This window comes from Streptomyces shenzhenensis (genome assembly GCF_003688995.1).
GTDB lineage: Bacteria > Actinomycetota > Actinomycetes > Streptomycetales > Streptomycetaceae > Streptomyces > Streptomyces shenzhenensis_A.
In genome coordinates, this window is record NZ_PENI01000053.1 from 1 (window position 1) to 15,547 (window position 15,547).

Here is a 15,547-nt window from a genome sequence, read left to right on the forward strand (position 1 = left end):
ACTTCTTCGCGCAGACCCAGGCGCTCGCGTTCGGCAGGACCGCCGACGAGGTGCGGGCGGAGGGTGTGCCGGAGGAGCTGGTGGCGCACAAGACGTTCCGCGGTGACCGGCCGACGACCACGATCCTCGCGCGTGAGCTGACCCCGTCGGTGCTGGGCCAGCTGATCGCGCTGTACGAGCACAAGGTGTTCGTCCAGGGCGCGGTCTGGAACATCGACTCCTTCGACCAGTGGGGCGTCGAACTCGGCAAGGTCCTCGCCAAGCGCATCGAACCCGCGCTCACCGAAGGCACCGAGGTCCCCGGGCTCGACCCGTCCACCACCGCCCTCGTCGCCGCCTACCGCACGCTCAAGAACGCGTAGAGAAAAGAGTGAACTGACATGCAGCTCGGACTCATCGGCCTCGGCAAGATGGGCGGCAACATGCGCGAGCGCATCCGCCGCGCCGGCCACACCGTCATCGGCTACGACCGCGACCCCGACCTCACCGACGTGAAGAGCCTCGCCGCACTGGTCGAACAGCTCGACGCGCCGCGCGTGGTGTGGGTCATGGTCCCCGCCGGCCACCCCACCCAGTCGGTCGTCGACGAACTCGGCGACCTGCTGTCACCCGGCGACACCGTGGTCGACGGCGGCAACTCCCGCTGGACCGACGACGAGAAGCACGCCGCGGAACTCGGCATCAAGGGCATCGGCTTCGTCGACGCGGGCGTCTCCGGCGGCGTATGGGGCCTGCAGAACGGCTACGCGCTGATGGTCGGCGGTGACAAGGAGCACGTCGAGCGGCTGCAGCCGATCTTCGAGTCGCTCAAGCCCGAGGGCCCGTACGGCTATGTCCACGCGGGCCGGGTCGGCGCCGGGCACTTCTCCAAGATGGTCCACAACGGCATCGAGTACGCGATGATGCAGGCGTACGCCGAGGGCTGGGAGCTGCTGGAGAAGGCCAACTCGGTGGACAACGTGCGCGAGGTGTACCGCTCCTGGCAGCAGGGCACCGTCATCCGTTCCTGGCTGCTCGACCTCGCGGTCAACGCCCTGGACGAGGACGAGCACCTGGAGCAGCTCAAGGGCTTCGCGCAGGACTCCGGCGAGGGCCGCTGGACCGTCGAGGCCGCCATCGACCACGCGGTCCCGCTGCCGGCGATCACCTCCTCCCTCTTCGCGCGCTTCGCCTCGCGCCAGGACGACTCTCCGCAGATGAAGATGATCGCGGCGCTGCGCAACCAGTTCGGCGGCCACGCCGTCGAGTCGGTGAAGGAGTAACCGGCCGTGGGGGACCTGATACTGGTCCGCCACGGCGAGACGGAGTGGAGCCTGACGGGCCGGCACACCAGCTCGACCGACCTGCCGCTGACCCGGCACGGCGAGGAGCAGGCCAAGTCCCTCGCTCCGCTCCTCTCGGGCCGGACCTACGCGCTCACCCTCACCAGCCCGCTCACCCGCGCGATCCGCACCGCCGAACTCGCGGGCCTGAGCGGGGCGGTGCCCGACCCCGAGCTGCACGAGTGGGACTACGGCGGCTACGAGGGCATCACCACCCGCGAGATCCAGCTGACCCGCCCCGGCTGGGACCTGTGGACGGACGGCGTACCACCCGGCCCCGACGGGCACCCCGGCGAGTCACCCGCGCAGGCGGGCCGGCGGGCCGACCGGGTGCTGTCCCGGGTCGACGCCGCCCTCGCCCGGGACACCGGCGACGTGCTGCTCGTCGCCCACGCCCACTTCCTGCGGGTGCTCACCGCCCGCCGGCTGGGGCTGCCGCCGGCCGAGGGCCGCCTCTTCCAGCTGGCGACCGGCACGGTCAGCCGGCTGTCCACGGAACACGGCCGGCCCGTGATCGCGGAGTGGAACAGGACCACCTGACACCCCGGCCCGGCTCACGCGCCGGGCCCGGGGCCGCAGCGGTACAGCAGATACCGGCCGCCGTACGCGGCCGGCGGCACCGGTGCGCAGTGCACGACGGTCCAGCGGGCCAGCGCGCCGGCCTGGGCCCGTCCGGCGCCGGGACGGTCCATGAGGTCGGAGCGGCGCAGCAGGACGAAGCGCAGCCGGCCGGAGTCGACCAGCCGGCTCAGGCCCCGCGGGGTGGGGAAGCGGACACGTCCGGTGAACCCGCCGGCGGGCAGCACGGGTGCGTCGGCGGCAATGACGTACGGCGCGGCGACGGTCCAGCTGGGCACGGCCGCCAGATAGCGGGCGCCGTCGCGGTGCGCGGTGAGGTAGGCCAGCAGGCGGTGCCGCGCGGGGGTCAGGGCCGACAGCGCGTCGCCGGTGCGGATGCTGTTCGGGCCGACCCGGCCGAAGCCGCCGGGCTGGTTGTAGCGCGGGGACAGCGCCGAGGCCGACCACACGGCGGGGATCAGCAGGACCGCGGCGAGCGCGACGGCCGTTCCGGCCGTGACGGCCCGCTCGCGCCGCACACCGGTCAGGGCGAGCCCGGCCAGACACAGGACACCGGCGGCGGGCGCCGACCAGCCGAAGAACCGCGGGTAGCACAGCGTCAGGGCCGCGCACCAGGCGACATTGACGGCGATCACCGCCGGGAGGAGCCAGGCCGCGCGGCCCCCGGCCCGTACCGCCCGCCACCCCTGGACGACCCCGGCTCCGGCCAGTGCCGACAGGGCCACCGCGACGACACCCATGTAGTACGTGTGGCCGGTCACACTGCCGAAGCTGAACACCACGAAGAAGGTGGCCAGCCACACCCCCCACAACACATGCCCGGCGAGCAGGCGGTCGGTGCGCGGCACGCGCCGTCGCCACAGCGCCACCAGGCCGCCGACGAGCCCGAGGGCCGCGAGCGGGTACAGCCATCCCGTCTGGGTGGCGAGCCCGGGACTGAACATCTTCCAGACACTGTCGCCCATGGACACATGGGCGCCGCCCGGATGCGCGGGCCGGCCGGTGACGATGCTGCCGGTGCCGGCCGCGTCGACGCCGAGCGCGTGGAAACGGGTCAGGAAGTTGTAGCCGACGACCATGCCGAAGGCCGAGTTGTCGGTGGTGCCGTCGAGATAGGGGCGCGACCCGGCCGGGGTGAGGGTGGCCACCAGCATCCACGACAGGGACACCGCCGCCGTCACCGCGCCGGCCAGGGCGAGATGACCGACCCGGCGGCGCCACGGGGCGGGCGCGGCGACCAGGTAGGTCACGGCCAGCGCGGGCAGCACCGCCCAGGCCTCCAGCATCTTGCACTGGAACGCCGCGCCCACCCAGAATCCGGCGAGCAGCAGGGTGCGCGGCCGGGCCCGTGCGGTCGCCCGCTGGGTGGCCTCGGCGGCGAGGAGCAGCAGCAGGACGAACGGCGCGTCCTCGACCACCGACCGCCCCACGCCCACGGTCACCGGGGTGAGCGTGAGGAACCCGGCCGCCGCGAGACCGGCGGGCACCCCGGCCCAGCGGCGCACCACGAGATGGAGCAGGAGGACGCAGGCCACGCCCTCGACGGCCTGCGGGAGCACCAGCGCCCACGGGTGGAAGCCGAAGGCCAGCGCCGACAGGGCCTGGGGCCACAGGAAGCCGGGCAGCTTGTCGAGGGTGATCGAGCCCGCGGGGTCGAAGGAGCCGTAGAGGAAGGCGGCCGGGCTGTCGGTCATGCTGCGCACGGCGCTCGCGTAGAAGGCGTGGTAGGCGCTGTGGTCGAGGCCCCAGAGGAAGAGCAGGGCGGCGAGCGCCGCGATGCACAGGAGCAGCGGGCGCTCGTGGCGTTCGGCACGGGTGCGCGGCGCGGCCCGGGGCGGCGGTGGGCCCGTGCGGACCTCGGTGCGCGGTTCGCTGACGGTGCTCGGCATGAACGGCCTTCCAGGGCAGCCGGGTCGACTCGGGTCCGGGGCGCGGGGCGCATTCCGGACTTTCGCGAGTATGGTTCGGCGAACCTGAACGAACCCTGAAACAGAGGGAGATCTCACCGGCCTCTCACCCGGCCCACACCGGGCTCTCGGCCCCGCGGCCCGGACGCGCCCCCAAAGGGGCGCGGGGAACTGCGCGAGCAACCACGACGCTGCCGCACCCGCCCCACAACAAATCGAGGCACAAACCAAGCCCCGCCCTCAGTCCGGGCGCACCCCAAAGGGGCGCGGGGAACTGCGCGGGCGCCACGGCGCGGCCGCATCCGGACCGCAACGGATCACGGCGGCACGTCGCGTCGATCACACAACACGCCGTTGACCGCGCCCACCCCCGTTTCCTGCGCCACGATGTGGTCCGACAGAGTCCGCGTCCGTCCAGGCGGGATGAGCCGGACGGCACCGCGTACCACCCGAGCGAAGGAGAGCGATGGCACAGCTGCGACAGGAAGTCGACCCGGACGAGGCCGGTCTCGACCCGAAGGCGCTGGACCGCCTCGACCAGTACTTCGCCCACTACGTCGACGAGGGCCGGCTGCCCGGCTACCTGGTGTCCGTGGCCCGCGGCGGACGCGTCGCCCATCTCACGGCGCACGGCCACCGCGACCGGGCGGCCGGACTGCCCGTGGAGCCGGACACGCTGTGGCGGATCTACTCGATGACCAAGCCGGTCACCGCGGTCGCCGTGCTGCTCCTGATGGAGGAGGGCCGGCTGTCCCTGGACGACCTGCTCGACCGGTACCTCCCGGCCTTCGCGAACCCTCGGGTGTACGCGGCCGGCTCCGGCAGCGAGGTGACCACCCGCCCGGCCGAGGGCCCCGTTCTGATCCGGCATCTGCTCACCCACACGGCGGGCCTGACCTTCGCCTTCTACCACTCCCACCCGGTCGACGCCCTCTACCGGGCGGCCGGCCTGGAGTCGTCCGTGCCGCCCGGCGCGAACCTCGCCGAGACGATCGACGTGTACGCCGGGCTGCCGCTGCAGTTCGAGCCGGGCACGCAGTGGAACTACTCGGTGGCCTCCAATGTGCTCGGCCGGGTGATCGAGGTGGTCTCCGGGCAGCCGCTCGACGCGTTCCTCGCCGAGCGGATCTTCCGCCCGCTCGGGATGCCGGACGCCGGACTGCACATCGTGCCCGAACAGGCCGACCGGCTCTCCGAGTTGTACGGGGAGACCGAGGACGGCGGCATCGAGCCGATCCCCGGCCTGCCGCTGCGCGGCCGTCCCCGGTTCCTGTCCGGCAGCGGCGGCATGGTGGCCACGGCCTACGACTACCACCGGTTCGCGGAGATGCTGCGCCGGGGCGGCGAGCTGGACGGCGTCCGGCTGCTGCGGCCCGACACGGTGGCCCTGATGACCCGTAACCACCTGCCCGGCGGCGCCGACCTGCGCGCCGTCGGCGCCCCCGCGCACCGGGAACCGGGCAACGCCGGGATCGGCTTCGGTCTCGGGGTCTCCGTGGTGATCGACCCGGACCGCACCGTGGCCCCGGCCGGGCCCGGCACCTACGGCTGGAGCGGGGTGGCTACCACGACCTTCTGGGTCGACCCGGACCGTGATCTCACCGTGCAGTTCATGACCCAGGTGCGGCCCAGGACGCTGAAGGTGTTCCCGGAGCTGAAGCGGCTGGTGCACGAGGCAGTGGTGGACTGAGCCCGGCCGCGGGAGCCGCCGCGGGCCCCGTCAGGACCAGTGCGCCACCGCGTCCAGATGGGGCAGGTGGTGGTCGAGGCGCTCCCGCTTGGTCCGCAGATAGGTGATGTTGTTCTCGCACGGCGGGATCAACAGCGGTACCTCCTCGGCGACCTGGACACCGTGCCGCAGCAACGACTCCCGTTTGCGCGGGTTGTTGGACATCAGCCGCACCGAGGTGACACCCAGGTCGCGCAGGATCGCGGCGGCCACGCCGTAGTCGCGGGCGTCGACCGGCAGCCCCTGGGCGAGGTTCGCCTCGACGGTGTCCAGGCCCTCCGCCTGCAGGGCCATCGCGCGCAGCTTGGCGAGCAGTCCGATGCCGCGGCCCTCGTGCCCTCTGAGATAGACGACGACGCCGGCGCCCTCGGCGACCACGGCGCGCAGCGCGGAGGCGAGCTGGTCGCCGCACTCGCAGTGCTGGGAGCCGAACGCGTCGCCGGTGAGGCACTCCGAGTGGAGCCGGGTCAGCACGTCCTCGGTACCGAGGTCGCCGTGCACGAGCGCGACCTGTTCCTCGCCCCGGTCGTGGTCCAGATAGCCGATGGCCTGGAATTTCCCGTACACGGTGGGCAGCGGTGCGTTCACGACACGTTCCACGCCCGAACGCCGTGCGGACTTCTGGCCGAGTACGCCGATGTTTTCTGTCATGATCTGATTCCTAAGCAGAGACGAAAGGCCATGGAAAGATGAGTGGTTCGGGCGCGCACGCGGTGGGACACGGTGTGATGCCGGCGGACACGACGGAGGACGTACGGACGCGCGGGGCGGGCGTCTCGGCACAGGTCGCCGTCCTTCCCGTGGGGAGTTTCGAGCAGCACGGTCCGTTCCTTCCGCTGGCGACCGACACGCTGGTCGCCTGCGCCGTCGCGCGGGAGATCGCCGCGGCGTACCCCGTGCACCTCCTTCCCCCGGTGACGGTGTCCTGCTCGCACGAGCACGCGGCCTGGCCCGGGACCGTCAGTATCTCCGCCGTGACCCTGCACGCGGTGGTGCGCGACATCGCGGCGTCGCTGCGCGGGTCCGGCGTCGACGCGCTCGCCGTGGTCAACGGCCACGGCGGCAACTACGTACTGGGCAACGTGGTTCAGGAGTCCGCCGCGCGCGGGGAGCGGATGGCGCTGTTCCCGGCCGCCGAGGACTGGGAGACCGCCCGGGAGCGGGCCGGGGTGCGCACCTCGCTGCTGACCGACATGCACGCGGGGGAGATCGAGACCTCCATTCTGCTGCACGCTCATCCTGAATTGGTCCGTCCTGGTTACGAGTCCGCCGATTTCACCGCGGACGACCGACGTCATCTGCTCACCGCGGGAATGTCCGCCTATACCGAATCCGGGGTCATCGGCCGCCCTTCCCTGGGTTCGGCGGAAAAGGGGAAGAATCTGCTGTCGAGCCTCGCCGAATCCTTCGCGGGATATTTCACCCTGCTGACCTCCGGGGCGGAAACGGCCCGCTGAGCCGGCAACCCGGCGTCGGCGGCGGGCGGTTCGGCCGCGCGCCGGTGAAATCCCGTGCACCAGCGGGCGATCAGGACGGCGAGGCCGGGCAGGCTCGCCGCGAGGCCGAGCACCCCGTACACGACGGCCGTGGCCAGTCCGCTGTTCACGCCCAGGCCGGCGGCGCCGAACGCCCAGGCGGTGACGCCCTCCCGGGGGCCGAAGCCGCCGATGTTCAGGGGCAGGCCCATGGCGACCAGGGCGAGGACCGCGAGGGGCAGCAGTGCCGCGACGGAGGCCGCCGAGCCGGCGGCCCGGGCCGCCACCACGAACATCGCGAGGTGTCCGGCCAGGACGACCGCCGAGGACACGGCGACGCCGGGCCAGTTGGCGCGGGAGAACAAACCCTCGCGGGCCTCGGCGAGCGCGGTGCGCAGGGTGCCGCGACGGCGGGAGGGTGCGCGGTTCATCCGGACGGCGAGGACGACGGCGCAGCCGCCCGCCGCGGCGAGGGCCACCAGCGGGGCGAAGTGCCGGGCGTCGTCCCGGACCGGGGAGGGCAGCGTGAGCAGCACCGCCGCACCGACCACGGCCAGTGCGGCCTGTCCTGCGGCCCGCTCCAGCACGACCGCGCGGACGCCGCGCCCGACGTCCCCGGCGCTCTGCCCGTGCCGGACGGCCCGGTGCACATCGCCGAGCACGCCGCCGGGCAGGGCCGCGTTCAGGAACAGCGCGCGGTAGTAGTCGGCGACGGCCGGCCCCAGCGGCAGCCGGATCCGCAGCCCCCGGGCCACGAGGTGCCAACGCCAGGCGCTGAACACGGTGGTGACGACGCCGATGCCCACGGCGAGCAGCAGCGTCGCCAGGTCGATCCGCCGCAGCCCGTCCACGAACACACCGGTCCCCAGCCGCCACAGCAGCACCCCGAGGATCCCGGCCCCGACCAGGGCACCCAGGCGCCCGCGCACGGCGCGGCGCACCGCCGACGCTCCCCGCCGCCCGCCCCGGGAACCGCCGGCGGGGCCCTCCGGGCGGGGGTGGGTAAACGGTTCGTCACCCGGGTGCGTGGCAGCGGACGCGGACCCGGCGTCGGGCGCGGGCGGAGTGCCGAGCGCGATCGCGGGCTGCGGGTTCGGTGTGTGCTGCCGCTGGGCGGGGGGCGCCGGGCGGGTGCGGTCGGTACGGGGCGGGGTGTACGCCCTGGTCCCGGGGCCCGCCGTGCGCGGGGTCATGAGGCGTGGCCCGTCGGGCGGACCAGGGCGAGCAGGTCGGTGTGGTGGACGACGACATGCAACTCGCCCGCAGCGCAGGCCGCCAGGCGGTCCTCGAGGTAGCGGTCGGCGCGCTGCGCCAGCTCGGGGCGCTGTTCCACGGCCGCGCCCACCCAGCCGCGCAGCCACTGGGCCGTCAGCGCGGCCTCCTCGGGTCCCAGGCGCCAGGGGCTCGGTTGCAGCTTCACCGTCGCCCCGCGGTCGGCGAAGGCCTCGCAGGTCACGGTGACGGCGTCGGGGCCGAGCAGTCCCGTGCGCCGCTGGTGGGCGTTGAACGCCTCGGTGATGTCCGCGTCCAGCGGGTCGGCGGGGGTGAGCTGGACGCGTCCGGCGACCGAGAGGGTCAGCAGCGCCGGGCAGCCGGCCGCCACACAGGCCGCGGCGAGCGTCGCGACCTCCTCGTGGGTGAGGACGTCGAGCAGTGCGGACGCCGTCACCAGTGAGGCGCCGGTCAGGGCGTCCGGAGTCAGCCGGGCCACGTCGCCGCGCCGGGTCTCCACGGTGACCCGGCTGCCGTCGGCGGCGGCGCGTGGGGAGCCCACGGCGGCGAAGTGCAGCAGGTAGGGGTCGCGGTCGTGCAGGATCCAGTGCTGGGCGCTGTCCAGGCGGGGCGCGAGCCAGCGGCCCATCGACCCGGTGCCGCAGCCCAGGTCGTGCACCACCAGCCCGTCGGCCCGGCCGGGCAGATTGGCGAGCCGGATCCGCAGCGGGTCGAGCAGGTCCAGCGCCCGGGCCGTGGCATCGGCCGGCTCGCGCAGTTCGAGCCACTCGGGTGCGTACCGCGGCGGCTCCTGCGGCTCGGAGTCGCGCAGCCGCACGGTGGGCCGCTCCCCCGGCCGCGGCGCAGGCCCGGCGCCGGCCGCCACGGGCGGGCCGGCCCCCTCGTGCGCGGCGCGGCTCGGTGCGCCGGGCTCCGTCATCGTCCCTGTCCCCTTCGTCGGTCCCGCGCCCGGTACGGCCCGCGTCACGGCCCGTACCGGTGTCCGCCCGGCCGGTGTGCCCGTCCCGCTCATGCCGCCCTCCGGGGTTCGTCCGGGAGCCGTTGCAGGACCCCGGCCAGGCTGCGGGCCGTGGTCGCCCAGCCGTCGAGCGCCGCCCGGCGGCCCCGCGCGGCGGCCTTGAGGCGGCGGCGCACATCGGCCTCGCCGAACCAGCCGCGCAGTTCGGCGGCGAGCGCGGCGGGGTCCTCCGGCGGGACGAGGATGCCGGGCACTCCGCCGTCCGGCGCGCGGCCCAGTGCCTCGGGCAGTCCACCGACGTCCGTCGCGAGGACCGGGATGCCACGGGCGAGCGCCTCGGTGACCGCCATGCCGTACGTCTCGGCGTACGAGGTGAGGACCATCAGGTCGGCGGCGGCGTAACTGGCGTCGAGGTCGGCGCCGGAGCGCGGGCCCGCCAGGTGCAGCCGGCCGGTCAGTCCGTGCCGTGCGATCAGGGACCGCAGATGGGTGACGTACTCGGGGTCGTGGCCGAGGCCGCCGACGCACACGCAGTTCCACGGCAGGTCCCGTACCGCGGCCAGCGCCTCCACCAGCCGGTGCTGCCCCTTGCGCGGCGTCACCGAGGCCACGCACAGCAGGTTCGAGAGGCCGTCGGTGCCGACGGCGAGGGGTGCGATGTCGGCGCCGGGCGTGGCGATGTGCACCCGCTCCGGGGCGAGGCCGTGGTGGGAGACGAGGCGGCGGACCGCCCAGTCGCTGGTGGCGATCACCGCGGGCACCGCCCGGAGCACCGCGCGTTCCCTGGCGTCCAGGTCGGCGGCCACGGACGGGTCCAGGCCCGTCTCGTCCCCGAGCGGCAGATGGACGAGGACCGCGAGGCGCAGCCGCTCCGCCTCGGGGACCACGGTCTCCGGGACCGCGCAGGCGACGAGGCCGTCGAGCAGGACCACCGAGCCGTCCGGCAACTCCCGCAGGGTGCGGGCGAGTTGGTCGCGGGCGGCGGCGCCGGGGCGGGGCCAGGTGCCGTCGACGGCGTGCCGGGTGACCTGCCAGCCGAAGCCGGGCAGGTCCAGGCACAGGCGCCGGTCGTAGGCGTTGCCGCCGCTGGGCGCGGCCGGGTCGTCGACACCGCCCGGCATGACGAAGTGCAGGGTGCGCAGGGACATGGGGATGATCCCGACGTTCTTCAGGGCCGCGCGCTGCGCGGGCACATAGGTCAGGGACGGCGCGCGGCCGATGGTCGTGTCGGTCACAGGTCACGCTCGTAACTCGCCCAGGCGACGTGCGACTCGTGCAGGGTGACCGTGACGCCCGCCAGGCCCTTGGCGCCCTCGCCGAGGGCGCCCTTGTGGATGCATTCCACGAGCCGGTCGGCGATCACCTTGGCGAGGAACTCCGTCGAGGTGTTGACGCCGGCGAAGTCGGGCTCGTTGTCGAGGTTTCTGTAGTTCAGCTCGCTGACGACCGCTCCGAGTTCCTGCGTGGCCAGGCCGATGTCGACGACGATGTTGTCGTCGTCGAGCTGCTGACGGCGGAACGTCGCGTCCACGAGGAACGTGGCCCCGTGCAGTCGCTGCGCGGGCCCGAACACCTCGCCGCGGAAGCTGTGGGCGATCATGATGTGATCGCGGACGGTGATGCTGAACAACGGACGACCCTCCAGGTGCGGCGCGTCTGGTTCCCCCGTCCGCTGCGGCCGGGGGATGCCGTGTAGTACGGCTCTTCGCTTCCCCGCGTTCACTGCCTGCTCACGCTTTTTCTCAGGTCAGGCGTATCGGATCCGGTGGCACAGCGCCGGGATCTCCCCCGTGGCGAGCCCCGGCATCACCTCCGGCAGCTCCTCGAACGCGCTTTCTCCCGTGATGAGCGCGTCCAGGGCCGGATCGGCGAGCAGATCGAGGGCGAGGGCCAGCCGGTCGGCGTAGCCGCGGCTCGCACGGCGGGCCGGGGAGACCTCGCCGACCTGGCTGCTGCGGACGGTGAGCCGCCGGGAGTGGAAGGCCTCGCCGAGCGGCAGGCTGACGCGCCGGTCGCCGTACCAGCTCAGTTCGAGGACCGTGCCCTCGGCGGTGAGCAGGCCGAGGGCCCGGGTCAGGCCCTGCTCGCTGGCGCTGGCGTGGACGACCAGGTCGCAGTCGCCGAGCGCGTCGTCGGGCGCGGCGAAGTCGACACCCAGGGCCTCGGCGGTGGCGGCGCGCGCCGGGTCGGTGTCGACCAGTTGGAGCCGTATGCCGGGGAAGCGGGCCAGCAGGGCGGCCACCGAGCAGCCGACCATGCCGCCGCCGACCACCGCGATCCGGTCGCCGATGAGCGGCGCGGCGTCCCACAGGGCGTTGACGGCGGTCTCCACGGTGCCCGCGAGGACGGCCCGCCCGGCGGGCACCCGGTCCGGCACCGGGGTGACCGCGCTCACCGGAACGACGTAGCGGCTCTGGTGCGGGTACAGGCAGAAGACGGTGCGTCCGGTCAGGGTGTCCGGACCCTGCTCGACGACGCCCACATTGAGGTAGCCGTACTTCACCGGGCCGGGGAAGTCGCCCTCCTGGAACGGCGCCCGCATGACTGCGTGCTGGCTCTGCGGAACCCCGCCGCGGAACACCAGGGTCTCCGTACCGCGGCTGACCGCGGAGTAGAGCGTGCGCACCAGGACCTCGCCCGCGGCGGGCTCGGGGACGGTGACCTCACGCAGTTCGCCGTGGCCCGGCGAACGGAGCCAGAACGCACGCGCGGACCGGTTCATCGGCATCCTCCTGAACGATCGGGAAGTTGTTCACGTACCGAGATGTGCACAGGCCGCGCACAGTACGCGGCACTGATCAACTCTGTCACTCGGCCGGAAGGTGTGCCGTGGCCCTGAACAACACTTACGACGCCAGGCTGGTCCAGCAGGAGACGGCCGTGGGAGCGGGCGTACAGATCCTGTTGCTGGTCCTGCTGGGTTCGGCGTTCGGCATGGGGCCGGCGGGCTGGCTGACCGGGCTGGCGTTCGCGTTCGCGACCTGGGCGGTGCTCTCCCGGGCGCTGCACCGCTCCCGGCTGCGCTCCTTCGGCCCGGCCAACCGGGTCACCCTCGGCCGGGCCACCCTGGTCGGCGGGGTGACGGCACTGGTCGCGGACTCCTTCGACAGCGCGCCGCCGCTCACCCTGCTCGTCGGCCTCACGGCGGTGGCGCTGCTCCTGGACGGCGTCGACGGCAAGGTCGCCCGGCGCACCGGTACGTCGACGGCGCTGGGCGCCCGCTTCGACATGGAGGTCGACGCGTTCCTGATCCTGGTGCTGAGCGTGTATGTGTCGACGCGGCTCGGCCCGTGGGTGCTGCTGATCGGCTGCATGCGCTACGTGTTCGTCGCGGCGGCCCGCGTCGCGCCGTGGCTGAACGCCCCGCTGCCGCCGTCGTTCGCCCGCAAGACGGTCGCCGCGCTGCAGGGCGTGTGTCTGCTGCTGGCGGGTGCGCAACTGCTGCCGCTGGCCGCCGACTTCGCCGTGGTGCTGCTGTCGCTCGGCTCGCTGGTTTGGTCGTTCGGCCGGGACGTGCTGTGGCTGTGGCGGACCGCACGGCTCACGGTTCCGGACGCTCCCGATCCGGTCCCGGACGCTCCCGCTCCGCAGGTGCTGGAGCCGGCCGGGCGGTGACCGGGCCCGCGGACCCGTCAGGGGCACGCGCCGGGCGCGGCAGCAGGGCGACGGCCGCAGCCGGTACGGCGGCCAGGACCAGCCAGGGCACGGCCGGCGGGAGCGGGCTGTCGAGGAGGGTGCCGGTCGCCGCGCTGCCGGCCAGCACGATCAGCCCGGCCAGCGAGGACAGTGCCCCGGTGTACAGGCCGAGCCTGCCGTCCTCGGCGAGATCGGGCACCCAGGCCCGCGCCACGGGCGCGATGAGCATCTGGCCCAGGGTGAGCAGGACGACGAGGACCGCGGCGGGCAGCAGCCCGGCGGTGCCGGTCGGGGCCGCCGGGCGGGCCGCCGCCACGGCCGCGAACCCGGCGGCGACCAGCAGCAGCCCGGCCACCATGGACCGGCGGGGTGTGAGCCGCCGGCCCGCCCAGCGGGTGACGGGCAGTTGGGCGGCCACGACCAGCAGCGAGGACAGCGCGAACAGCCAGGCCAGCGGGGTCTGCGAACCGGTGGCCCGGGCCACCTCGGCGGGCAGCGCGAGATAGAGCTGGTTGTAGGCGAGCAGATAGGCGCCGTAGGCGCAGCACAGCGCGAGGAAGCGGCGGTTGCGCAGCAGACCCCGCGCACCGCCCCGGACCGGCCGGTGTGTCCGGCCGGGGATGTGCTGCGGCAGCAGCCGGGCGTGCCCGACGAGGACCAGGACGAAGATTCCGGCGCCGGCCAGGCACACCGTGCGGAAGTCGGCGGTGAGCAGCAGCGCGCCGAGCAGCGGCCCGAGGAAGGCGCCCGCCTGCCCGGCGACGGTGAACAGGGCGAGGACGCGGGTGCGCGGGCCGCCGCCCGCCTTCTCCCGGACCACCGCCTGCCGGGCCACTTCGGACTCCACGGCGGGTGAGAACAGCGCGGCGGCGAACCCGATCAGCAGCACGGCGCAGATCACCGCCCAGGTCCGCTCGGCGTGGCCGAGCCAGACGAATCCGGCGATCCGCAGGGCGCAGCCGGCGAGCACGACGGGCCGGATGCCGTAGCGGTCGGCGAGCGCCCCGCCCATCACGAAGAGCCCCTGCTGGCTGAAGGTGCGCAGGCCGAGGACGAGGCCGACGAGCCAGCCGGCCATGCCGATCGCCTGCCCCAGGTGCTCGGCGAGGAACGGCAGGACGGCGAAGAAGCCGATGTTGAAGGCGAGTTGGGTGAGGATCAGCAGGCGCAACAGCGGGGTGAGGGGCGTGCCCTTCGTCCCCGGGCGGGCCCCGCGTGCGGTCATCGGGCGGGCGCCTGTGCCGCGGTCACGGGCACTTCCACGGTACGGGGTCCGGGGCGCGGCCGGCGCAGCCCGCCCGCGGCGGTCACCGCGAGCGCGCCGAGCAGGGCGAGCAGAGCGGCGGGGGCGAGGACGGCCCAGGGCGCGCGTTCCGCGTAGGGCTGGTTCTCGGCGAGGAGTTGGCCCCATTCCGGGGACGGCGGCTGGGCGCCGAGGCCGAGGAAGCCCAGGGAGGCCAGGGCGAGGGCGACGCCGGGCAGCCGGAGCAGGGCGTGCCGGACGACGGGCGGGAGCACGGCCGGCACCAGTTCACGGCGCAGCAGGTGGCGGCGGCCGGCGCCCAGGGCGCGGGTGGCCGTGAAGTGCAGGGTGGCGCGCTCCTGTTGCAGCAGGGCGGCGGTGTGCGTGGCGAGCGGGGCCCAGGCGACCGCGGTCACGGCGAGCGCCGGGGTGCTGGGGCCGCCGCCCGCGACCGCGGTGACCAGGAGCGCGGCGAGGACGGGCGGTACGGCGTTGACGGTGTCGACGAGCGGTCCGGACAGCCGGGGCAGCAGTCCGAGCAGGACCCCGGCGAGGAGGGCGGCGGCGCTGACGGCGAGGGCGAGCAGCAGGGTGTCGAGGGTGCCGTGCGCGACGCGCGCGAGCAGGTCGCGGCCGAGCGCGTCGGTGCCGAACGGGTGCTGTGCGGAAGGGGGTTGGAGTCGTTCGTCGGTGGTGACGGTGAGCGGGTCGCGGGGCAGGCCGAGGGCGACGGTGGCCAGGAGCGCCGCGCCGAGGACGAGGGGCAGGGTGCGGTGCGCGGGCGGGGTGGGCCGGTGCAGCGTGCTGAGGGCGCCGTCGCGCAGGGCGGGGCCGATCAGCAGCCGGGCCGTGAGACGGGCCGCGCCCGAGGCGGCGGCGCCGAGCAGCAGCAGGGCGAGGGTGCCGGCCTGGAGGACGGGCAGGTCCTGGGCGAGGGCGGCCTGCAGGGTGGTGCGGCCGAGGCCGGGGATGTCGAAGATCTGCTCGACAGCGACGGCGCCGCCGGTCAGTCCGACGACGAACAGCGCGGCGTTGGGCAGCAGTGCGGGCACGCAGCGGCGCAGCGCCTGGCGGGCGATGCGGCGGCCGGGCAGTCCGCGGGCCGCGGCGGCCCGCGCCCAGGGTTCCGCGAAGGCGCCCGGCAGCAGGTCGTCGAGGAGCCGGCCGAGCACGGCCCCGGCGGGCAGTCCCAGGGCGAGCGCGGGCAGCACCGTCCAGCGCGGCCCGTACCAGCCGAGGGCGGGCAGCCAGCCCAGGTGGACGCCGACGACGGTGGCCAGGACGGAGGCGGTGAGGAACTCGGGGAGCGCGGCGAGCACGGCGGAGCCGGTGCCGCCGGGCCGCCGCCGCCCGCCCCGGTACAGGGTGCGGGCGCACACCGCGGCGGCCGTGCAGACCGCGGCCAGGCAGGCGACCGCCATCAGCAGCAGGGAGACGGACAGTGCTTGGAGGACATCCGGGGCGA

The 15,547-nt window shown here is 74.4% G+C and carries 13 protein-coding genes and 2 pseudogenes; 6 read left to right on the plus strand and 9 right to left on the minus strand.

Annotated elements, in window-relative coordinates; all coding sequences use genetic code 11:
• The 3 genes and pseudogenes from CTZ28_RS43815 to CTZ28_RS43825 all read left to right on the plus strand — a co-directional run.
• Positions 1–362 (plus strand): annotated as a pseudogene (locus CTZ28_RS43815) (glucose-6-phosphate isomerase); the annotation flags it as partial.
• An 18-nt stretch (positions 363–380) separates the two neighbouring features.
• Positions 381–1,262, plus strand: coding sequence for a phosphogluconate dehydrogenase (NAD(+)-dependent, decarboxylating) (gene gnd / locus CTZ28_RS43820; protein ID WP_121895342.1), 882 nt, complete (start codon positions 381–383; stop codon positions 1,260–1,262).
• Between the two features lie 6 nt (positions 1,263–1,268).
• Positions 1,269–1,862 carry a histidine phosphatase family protein gene (locus tag CTZ28_RS43825; protein ID WP_121895343.1) on the plus strand — a complete coding sequence of 198 codons (594 nt, stop codon included), beginning with the start codon at positions 1,269–1,271 and terminating at the stop codon, positions 1,860–1,862.
• Positions 1,863–1,876: 14 nt separating this feature from the next.
• Here the strand turns inward: CTZ28_RS43825 and CTZ28_RS43830 are convergent, their stop codons facing one another.
• Complete coding sequence (locus tag CTZ28_RS43830; protein ID WP_121895344.1) at positions 1,877–3,790, minus strand: glycosyltransferase family 39 protein; 1,914 nt, start codon at positions 3,788–3,790, stop codon at positions 1,877–1,879.
• 484 nt (positions 3,791–4,274) lie between these two features.
• Between CTZ28_RS43830 and CTZ28_RS43835 the strand changes: the two genes are divergently transcribed.
• The gene (locus CTZ28_RS43835) at positions 4,275–5,498 is read left to right on the plus strand and encodes a serine hydrolase domain-containing protein (protein WP_121895345.1); all 1,224 of its coding nucleotides are present in this window, start codon (positions 4,275–4,277) and stop codon (positions 5,496–5,498) included.
• 30 nt (positions 5,499–5,528) lie between these two features.
• On the opposite strand, the gene ribA is transcribed toward CTZ28_RS43835, so the two are convergent.
• Complete coding sequence (gene ribA / locus CTZ28_RS43840; protein ID WP_121895346.1) at positions 5,529–6,188, minus strand: GTP cyclohydrolase II; 660 nt, start codon at positions 6,186–6,188, stop codon at positions 5,529–5,531.
• 38 nt (positions 6,189–6,226) lie between these two features.
• On the opposite strand from ribA, the gene CTZ28_RS43845 reads away from it, so the two are divergent.
• Positions 6,227–6,994 (plus strand): creatininase family protein, encoded by a 768-nt coding sequence (locus CTZ28_RS43845; RefSeq protein WP_121895347.1) that lies wholly within the window; start codon positions 6,227–6,229, stop codon positions 6,992–6,994.
• Between the two features lie 161 nt (positions 6,995–7,155).
• Here the strand turns inward: CTZ28_RS43845 and CTZ28_RS43850 are convergent.
• From CTZ28_RS43850 to CTZ28_RS43870, 5 genes and pseudogenes are all read right to left on the minus strand, one after another.
• A pseudogene (locus tag CTZ28_RS43850) lies at positions 7,156–8,205 on the minus strand (lysylphosphatidylglycerol synthase transmembrane domain-containing protein); the annotation flags it as partial.
• Complete coding sequence (locus CTZ28_RS43855) at positions 8,202–9,164, minus strand: class I SAM-dependent methyltransferase (protein WP_259472090.1); 963 nt, start codon at positions 9,162–9,164, stop codon at positions 8,202–8,204. The gene CTZ28_RS43855 and the pseudogene CTZ28_RS43850, both read right to left, overlap by 4 nt.
• Positions 9,165–9,253: 89 nt before the next feature.
• On the minus strand, positions 9,254–10,438 hold the full coding sequence (locus CTZ28_RS43860; RefSeq protein WP_121895348.1) for a glycosyltransferase family 4 protein: 1,185 nt from the start codon (positions 10,436–10,438) through the stop codon (positions 9,254–9,256).
• A complete protein-coding gene (locus CTZ28_RS43865; RefSeq protein ID WP_121895349.1) occupies positions 10,435–10,833 on the minus strand; it encodes a 6-pyruvoyl trahydropterin synthase family protein in 399 nt (132 codons plus the stop codon). Before CTZ28_RS43865 ends, CTZ28_RS43860 begins: the two co-directional genes overlap by 4 nt.
• 117 nt (positions 10,834–10,950) lie before the next feature.
• Positions 10,951–11,925 carry a zinc-dependent alcohol dehydrogenase gene (locus CTZ28_RS43870; RefSeq protein ID WP_121895350.1) on the minus strand — a complete coding sequence of 325 codons (975 nt, stop codon included), beginning with the start codon at positions 11,923–11,925 and terminating at the stop codon, positions 10,951–10,953.
• A 107-nt stretch (positions 11,926–12,032) separates the two neighbouring features.
• Here CTZ28_RS43870 and CTZ28_RS43875 point away from each other — a divergent pair, with 107 nt between their 5' ends.
• Positions 12,033–12,818 carry a CDP-alcohol phosphatidyltransferase family protein gene (locus CTZ28_RS43875; protein ID WP_259472091.1) on the plus strand — a complete coding sequence of 262 codons (786 nt, stop codon included), beginning with the start codon at positions 12,033–12,035 and terminating at the stop codon, positions 12,816–12,818.
• Here the strand turns inward: CTZ28_RS43875 and CTZ28_RS43880 are convergent.
• Positions 12,745–14,064, minus strand: coding sequence for an MDR family MFS transporter (locus CTZ28_RS43880; RefSeq protein WP_121895351.1), 1,320 nt, complete (start codon positions 14,062–14,064; stop codon positions 12,745–12,747). The genes CTZ28_RS43875 and CTZ28_RS43880 overlap by 74 nt on opposite strands.
• Positions 14,061–15,503 (minus strand): ABC transporter permease subunit, encoded by a 1,443-nt coding sequence (locus CTZ28_RS43885; protein WP_310887660.1) that lies wholly within the window; start codon positions 15,501–15,503, stop codon positions 14,061–14,063. Before CTZ28_RS43885 ends, CTZ28_RS43880 begins: the two co-directional genes overlap by 4 nt.
• Between the last annotated feature and the right edge of the window lie 44 nt (positions 15,504–15,547).

Excerpts from the sequence above, each read along its gene's own strand:
- CTZ28_RS43845 (WP_121895347.1), top strand. The coding sequence starts at position 6,227 with ATGAGTGGTTCGGGCGCGCACGCGGTGGGACACGGTGTGATGCCGGCG.
- CTZ28_RS43880 (WP_121895351.1), bottom strand. The coding sequence starts at position 14,064 with ATGACCGCACGCGGGGCCCGCCCGGGGACGAAGGGCACGCCCCTCACC.
- CTZ28_RS43885 (WP_310887660.1), bottom strand. The coding sequence starts at position 15,503 with ATGGCGGTCGCCTGCCTGGCCGCGGTCTGCACGGCCGCCGCGGTGTGC.
- CTZ28_RS43870 (WP_121895350.1), bottom strand. The coding sequence starts at position 11,925 with ATGAACCGGTCCGCGCGTGCGTTCTGGCTCCGTTCGCCGGGCCACGGC.
- CTZ28_RS43855 (WP_259472090.1), bottom strand. The coding sequence starts at position 9,164 with ATGACGGAGCCCGGCGCACCGAGCCGCGCCGCGCACGAGGGGGCCGGC.
- ribA (WP_121895346.1), bottom strand. The coding sequence starts at position 6,188 with ATGACAGAAAACATCGGCGTACTCGGCCAGAAGTCCGCACGGCGTTCG.
- CTZ28_RS43830 (WP_121895344.1), bottom strand. The coding sequence starts at position 3,790 with ATGCCGAGCACCGTCAGCGAACCGCGCACCGAGGTCCGCACGGGCCCA.
- gnd (WP_121895342.1), top strand. The coding sequence starts at position 381 with ATGCAGCTCGGACTCATCGGCCTCGGCAAGATGGGCGGCAACATGCGC.
- CTZ28_RS43835 (WP_121895345.1), top strand. The coding sequence starts at position 4,275 with ATGGCACAGCTGCGACAGGAAGTCGACCCGGACGAGGCCGGTCTCGAC.